This window comes from Halorubrum sp. AJ67 (genome assembly GCF_000513435.1).
Window position 1 is genome coordinate 159,306 of record NZ_CBVY010000007.1, and the last position, 2,219, is coordinate 161,524.

2 protein-coding genes and 1 pseudogene are annotated in these 2,219 nt (G+C 68.1%); all 3 read right to left on the reverse strand.

Annotation, left to right across the window (positions count from 1 at the left end; translation table 11 throughout):
• On the reverse strand, positions 1 to 356 hold a 356-nt coding region (locus BN903_RS08330), incomplete at its 3' end, for an ATP-binding cassette domain-containing protein (protein ID WP_048077301.1).
• A gap of 161 nt (positions 357 to 517) precedes the next feature.
• Positions 518 to 1,669: a BMP family protein gene (locus BN903_RS08335; protein ID WP_048077302.1), complete on the reverse strand. Its 1,152-nt coding sequence runs from the start codon at positions 1,667 to 1,669 to the stop codon at positions 518 to 520.
• Between the two features lie 183 nt (positions 1,670 to 1,852).
• Positions 1,853 to 2,219 (reverse strand): annotated as a pseudogene (locus tag BN903_RS08340) (phosphomannomutase); the annotation flags it as partial.

The window sequence follows — 2,219 nt, forward strand, 5'->3', positions numbered from 1 at the left end:
GCCGCATCCCTGTCGACGCGGAGGCCGCCCCACGTGGTCGGCTCGTTGCCCAAGACGACGTTCTCCCACACCGTCATCGGGTCGACGAGCATGAAGTGCTGGTGGATCATGCCGACGCCCGCGTCGATCGCGTCCCGCGGCGAGTCGAACGACTGTGGCTCCCCGTCGAGACGGACGGTCCCCTCGGTCGGCTGGTAGAGACCGTACAACACGTTCATCAGCGTGGTCTTGCCGGCCCCGTTCTCGCCGAGCAGGGCGTGGACGCTCCCGCGTTCCACCGCGAGATCAACGTCGTCGTTCGCGACGACCCCGGGGAATCGCTTCGTGATACCGTCCAAGTGGACCGCCGGGTTCATTCACCCGTAACTCCGCACCGGAGCCTAAAAACGCGCGGATTTCGGGCTGACGCTCGCGGTACTGTCGGATGACCGACCGGAGCGCGGAAAAATCGCGGACGAAAAACCGACGCCGAACGCGTCGAACGAGTCGCGGTGGAAAACCGACGCCGAACACGTCCTCAGTTGCTCGTCGTGTCCGGCACGTCGATGTTGCCGGCGATGATCTCGTCGCGCGCGTCCGAGACCGCGGTCACGATCTCGTCGGGCACCTGGTCGCCGATCTCCTGTCCGTAGACGCACTCGACGCCGTTGGACTCCAGCCCGAGCGCCGTCGTCGAGCCGCCCTGGTGGTCGTCGTCGACGACGTTCGAGATCGACTCGTACACCGCGGTGTCGACGCGTTTCACCATCGAGGCTAAGATTACGTCGGCGAACGAGTCCTCGGTGACCGACTGGTCCTGATCGACGCCGAACGCGAACCGACCCTCGGACTGCGCGGCCTGAAAGACGCCGACGCCGGTCGCGCCCGCGGCGTGATAGACGATGTCGGCCCCGCTCTGGTACATCGACAGCGCCTGCTCCTGTCCGGCCGTGGGGTCGCTGTAGCTACCGACGTAGCTCGTGGAAACGTCGACGTCGTCGGACGCGTAGTCGACGCCGGCCTCGAAGCCGGCCTGGAACCGCCGGATGACCGGGCTGTCGACCCCGCCGATGAACCCGACGTTCGTCGAGTCGGGAGCGGTCGAGCCGCCGCCCGCGGAGAAGTCCGTCTCGGTCAGCCGGCCGGCGAGGACGCCCATCAGGAACGACCCCTCCTCCTCGCGGAACAGGTAGTTCGCGACGTTCGGCGAGTCGACCACGGTGTCGACGATCATGAAGTCCTGGTCGGGGAACTGCGACGCGGTCTCGGTGAGCGCGTCGCCCTGATTGAACCCGATACAGGAGACCAGGTCGTAGTTCGGGTCCGTCGAGCTCGCGTACCGCTGCTGGTACTGGCCGAACTCGCCGGTGCCGTCCGGCTCGGACTCGGCGTACTCGATGCCGAACTCCTCTTCGGCGTCGACGATGCCCTGCTTGGCCGCGTCGTTGAACGAGTTGTCGCCCAGCCCGCCGTCGGAGTAGACGATGCCGACCCTCGCCGGGGGCGAGTCGGAGCCGTCCCCGCCGTCGGACCCGTCCGAACCGTCCTCTCCGTCGGAGCCGTCCATGCCGTCGTCGCCGTCGGACCCGTCCCCGCCGTCGCTCGGGCCGCCACTACACCCGGCGAGGCCGATCAGGCCCGCTGCGCTTGCCGCCTTGATGAACCGCCGCCGCTCGAAGTCGGATGCCATCTCGTTCGTACACCCGTCGGAACAGGGCATAAATTCACCGTTCCCCGGCCACCGAGGCGACACGTTCGTGAAAAGAAGCGGCGGTATTGCGCCGGGATCGAGGGGATATCCGCGTCGTTCGATCCACGAACCCGGATTCCTCACGGTCGTAGATGACTGACGGCGCTCGGAACGTGCGGGGGCTTACGCCGCCGCGACCGCGTCCTCGACCACGTCCTCCACGTCGGCGACGAGCGCGTCGACGTCGTCGCTCTCGGCGTACACTCGGACGTACGGCTCCGTTCCGGAGGGACGCACCAGCGTCCACGAGGCGTCGTCGAACTCCAGCCGGACGCCGTGGTCGGTGTCGACCGCGGCGTCGGGGAACGCCCCCGGCAGCACCGTCTCCAGCCGGTCCATCACCGACTCCTTCGCGTCGTCGGGACAGGAGACGCTCACCTTGCGGTACGGGCGCTCGGTGACCGGCTCGCGGAGCGCGTCGAGCCCCTCGTCGGCGACGAGGCGGGCGATCACCGCCGCGGAGGTCACGCCGTCGATCCAGCCGCCGAAG

What these genes read in the sequence shown, in the direction of transcription:
- BN903_RS08335 (WP_048077302.1), bottom strand. Translation starts at nt 1,669, where the DNA reads ATGGCATCCGACTTCGAGCGGCGGCGGTTCATCAAGGCGGCAAGCGCA.